2 protein-coding genes are annotated in these 4,177 nt (G+C 74.7%); both read left to right on the top strand.

Annotated features, from left to right (window positions below; all coding sequences use genetic code 11):
- Positions 1-3,258: SDR family NAD(P)-dependent oxidoreductase (locus ACWDSL_RS52220; RefSeq protein WP_450496676.1), on the top strand; the 3,258-nt coding region annotated here is incomplete at its 5' end.
- A 7-nt stretch (positions 3,259-3,265) separates the two neighbouring features.
- A partial coding sequence (locus ACWDSL_RS52215) for a beta-ketoacyl synthase N-terminal-like domain-containing protein (protein ID WP_450496674.1) occupies positions 3,266-4,177 on the top strand: 912 nt, incomplete at its 3' end.

Genomic DNA, 4,177 nt, shown 5'->3' with positions numbered 1-4,177 from the left:
CAGGTCCGTTTCTCCACCGCCGTCGAGGCCGTACTCGCGGACGGCTACCGGGTGTTGATCGAGGCAAGCCCGCACCCCGTCCTCGCCGTCGGCGTGCAGGAGACCGCCGAGGCACTGGACGTTCCGGTCGCCGTCGTCCCCACGCTGCAACGCGACCAGGGCGGCCCCGCGCAGCTCGCCCGCGCCCTCGGCCAGGCGTTCACCGCCGGACTGCCCGTGGACTGGAAGGCGTGGTTCGGGGTGACCGACCCCGCCGCCCCCGCCCCGCCCCTGCTCGACCTGCCCACCTACGCCTTCCAGCGACAGCGCCACTGGCTGATCGCCGACCGGACCGGCGAACCCACCGAACTGGGCCTCACCAACCCCGACCACCCGCTGCTCGCCGCCGCGATGCAGCTCGCCGACGAGAACACGCTGGTGCTCACCGGCCGCCTCTCCCGCGAGACCCACACCTGGCCGTGGCTGGCGGAACACCGTGTCGGCGACAGCGTCCTGATGCCGGGCGCCGCCTTCGCCGACCTGGCGCTGCACGCCGCCGCCCGCGCCGGCTGTGACCACGTCTCCGAACTCACCCTGCACGCCCCGCTCGTCATCCCCGACGAGGGCGCCATCCACCTCCAGGTCACCGTCGGACCGCCGAGCGAGAACGACGAGTCCGGCGAGCGGTCCATCACCTTCCACTCCCGGCCTGCCACCGGCCTCGACGGCGACGAGGACGAGGCGGCGTGGACGCGGCACGCCAGCGGCACCCTCGCGACGCGCCCGGACGACGCCGCGCCCGCGCCCGAGCCCCTCGACGGCGTCTGGCCACCGGCCGACGCCACCCCCATCCGGCCGCCCGTGCCCGAGCCGGGCATCGCCGGGCTGTGGCGGCTCGGCGAGGAGCTGTACGCCGAAGTCGCGCTGGACGATGCCGAACGCGCCGACGCGACGGCGTACGGCCTGCACCCCGCGCTCTTCAACGCCGCGCTGCGGGCCGTTGCCCTCGGCGCGGAGCGGGGAGCGGAGGGCCAGGGCGGCGACGACGAGGAGGAGATCGTTCTCCCCTTCTCCTGGAGCGGGCTGCGCCTGCACGCGGTCGGCGCCACCGACCTGCGGGTCCGCGTCCGCGTCAGCGCCGACAAGGAGCTGAGCCTGGCCACCGCCGATCCCCAGGGCGCGCCGGTCGCGACGCTTCAGGCGCTGGCCATGCGCCCGGTCAGGCTCGCGGAGCTGCAGCCCGCGGGCGGCGGCGCGGAACGCCGTTCGATGTTCCACCTCGTGTGGGCACCCCTCCCGGCGCCCGCCCTCGCGCCGCCCCTCCCCGACCTACGGATGGCGGTCGTCGGGGCCGACGCGGACGAGCCGCTTCTCGGCGTCCTGCCGGACACCACGCTCACCTGCCCCGACCTGCCCGCCCTCCGCGAGGCGATCGCGGACTCCGGCACCGCTCCCGAGCTGATCCTCGCCGTGGTCCCCGGCTCCCAGGACGCCGCCGAGCGGACGCGGGAGGTGACCGGCTCCCACCTCGCCGCCTTCCAGACGTGGCTGGCGGACCCGGTCCTCAGCACCAGCCCGCTCGCGCTCGTCACCCGGGGCGCGGTCGCCACCCACCCCGGCGAGGACGTACCCGACCTGGCCGCCGCCGCGCTGTGGGGCCTGGCCCGCAGCCTCCAGTCCGAGCAGCCGGGCCAGCTCGTCCTCCTCGACCTGGACGACAGCGACGCCTCGCTCCGCGCCCTGCCCGCCGCCCTCGCCGCCGCGTTCACCTCCGACCAGCGCGAACTGGCCCTGCGCGCCGGCAGCATCCACGCCCCCCAGCTCACCCGGCACCCAGCCGGCGATCCCGAGCCCACCGCCGCCGACCCCGAGCTCCCGGCGTTCGACCCCGACGGCACCGTGCTGATCACCGGCGGCACCGGCGCGCTCGGCGCCGTCATCGCGCGCCACATGGTCACGCGGTACGGTGCCCGCCACGTCCTCCTGGCCAGCCGCCGGGGCGCCGACGCGCCCGGCGCCGCCGAGCTGGCCGCCGACCTCACCGACCTCGGCGCCCAGGTCACGCTGACCGCCTGCGACATCGGCGACCGCGCGGCGCTGACCGCCCTGCTGGCGGCCGTCCCCGGCGAGCACCCCCTCACGGCGGTCGTGCACACGGCGGGCATCGTCAAGGACGGCATCGTGCAGAGCATCGCCCCCGACGAGCTGCGCGAGGTGCTGCGCGTCAAGGCCGAGGCCGCCTGGCACCTGCACGACCTGACGCGCGGGCTGCCCCTGTCGATGTTCGTGCTCTACTCCTCCCTCGCCGGCGTCATCGGTGGTGCGGGACAGGGCAGCTACGCCGCCGGGAACACCTTCCTCGACGCGCTGGCACACCACCGCCGCGCCCAGGGTCTCCCCGGCACCTCGCTGGCTTGGGGCTACTGGGAGCAGGACACCGGCATGGCGGGCCTCAAGGCCGTCGTCGCCCGCAACGCGCGGATCGGCGTCAACGGCCTCACCCCCGAGGAGGCGCTCGCCCTCTTCGACGCCGCCGTCGCGGGCGGCGAGCCCTTCCTCGTCCCGGCCCGGCTCGACCTGGCCCGGATACGCCGCCACCCCCGCAGGAGCGAAGTCCCGCTGGTGCTGCGGCACCTGCTGCCGAACGCCGCCGCTCAGGGCGCCGCCGGCGGCGTGCGGTCGGCGGCGTCCCCCGGCTCCTTCGGCCAGACGCTGCTCACCCTGCCCGAGGCCGACCGGCGCCAGGCCGTGCTGGACATGGTGTGCGGCCACGCGGCGGCAGTACTCGGCCACGACAGCGCGGCCGCGCTCCAGCCGGACCAGAAGTTCCGCGAGCTGGGATTCGACTCGCTGACCGCTGTCGAACTCCGCAACCGCATCAACGCGGACACCGGGCTGCGGCTGCCCGCCACTCTCGTCTTCGACCATCCCAGCCCTGCCGCCATCGCCGCCCACCTCCACGAACGCCTCGCCCCCGACGGGGAGGCCGCAGCCGCCTCGCTGCTGGCGGAGCTGGACCGGATCGAGGCCGCCCTGGCGGGGGTGCTGAACGGCGGCGACGGGGAAGAGCGGCAGCACCACCTCGCCATCGCCGGGCGGCTGCAGGAGCTGGCGCACAAGGCGGGCGCCGCGTCGGCGCTCTCGGTGGCCCCCGACCACGACGACCTCGGCACGGCGACCGACGACGAACTCTTCTACGTTCTCGACGAACTGAGCGGACTCCACGGCGGCGGCGCCCGGAACCACGCGGACAACGGCGACACCTCCCGACGGGACTGAGGGCGACATGGCGGACACCGAGAAGACCGAGAAGCTCCGTAACTACCTCAGGCAGGCGACCACCGATCTGCGTCAGGCGCTCGGAGAGCTGAACGACCTGAAGGAACGGAACCGCGAACCGATTGCGATCATCGGGATGGCCTGCCGTTACCCCGGCAAGGTCGCCTCCCCCGAGGACCTGTGGCGGCTCGTCGCCAACGAGGTCGACGCCATCGCCAGCCCGCCGGTCGACCGGGGCTGGGACCTCGACTCCCTCTACGACCCGACCCCGGGGCGTCCAGGCAAGAGCTACGTGCGCGAGGGCGGATTCCTCTACGACGCGGGCGAGTTCGACGCCGGCTTCTTCGAGATCTCGCCGCGCGAGGCATTGGCGATGGACCCGCAGCAGCGGCTGCTGCTGGAGACCGCGTGGGAGGCGTTCGAGCGGGCCGGGCTCACCCTGGACGACGTGAAGGGCAGCAGCACGGGCGTCTTCGCCGGGATGAGCGTGCACGACTACGCCGCCCAGCTCAGCGAGGTGACGGAGGAGATCACCGGCTACCTCGTTACCGGCACGGCGGGCGCGGTGCTCTCGGGGCGGTTGTCGTACGCGCTGGGGCTTGAGGGCCCTGCGGCGACGGTGGACACGGCCTGTTCGTCGTCGCTGGTGGCGATCCACATGGCCGCGCAGGCGCTGCGGGCGGGGGAGTGCTCGCTGGCGCTGGCGGGTGGGGTGACGGTGATGGGCACCCCCGGTCTCTTCGTGGAGTTCTCGCGGCAGCGGGGGCTGGCGGCGGATGGGCGGTGCAAGTCGTTCGCCGGGGCCGCGGATGGTACGGGGTGGGGTGAGGGCGTTGGTGTGCTGCTGCTGGAGCGGTTGTCGGATGCGCGGCGGAACGGGCACAGGGTGCTGGCGGTGGTGCGGGGTTCTGCCGTCAAC

The organism is Streptomyces sp. NPDC000941, assembly GCF_053599555.1.
This window is presented reverse-complemented; position numbering and strand designations above follow the sequence as displayed.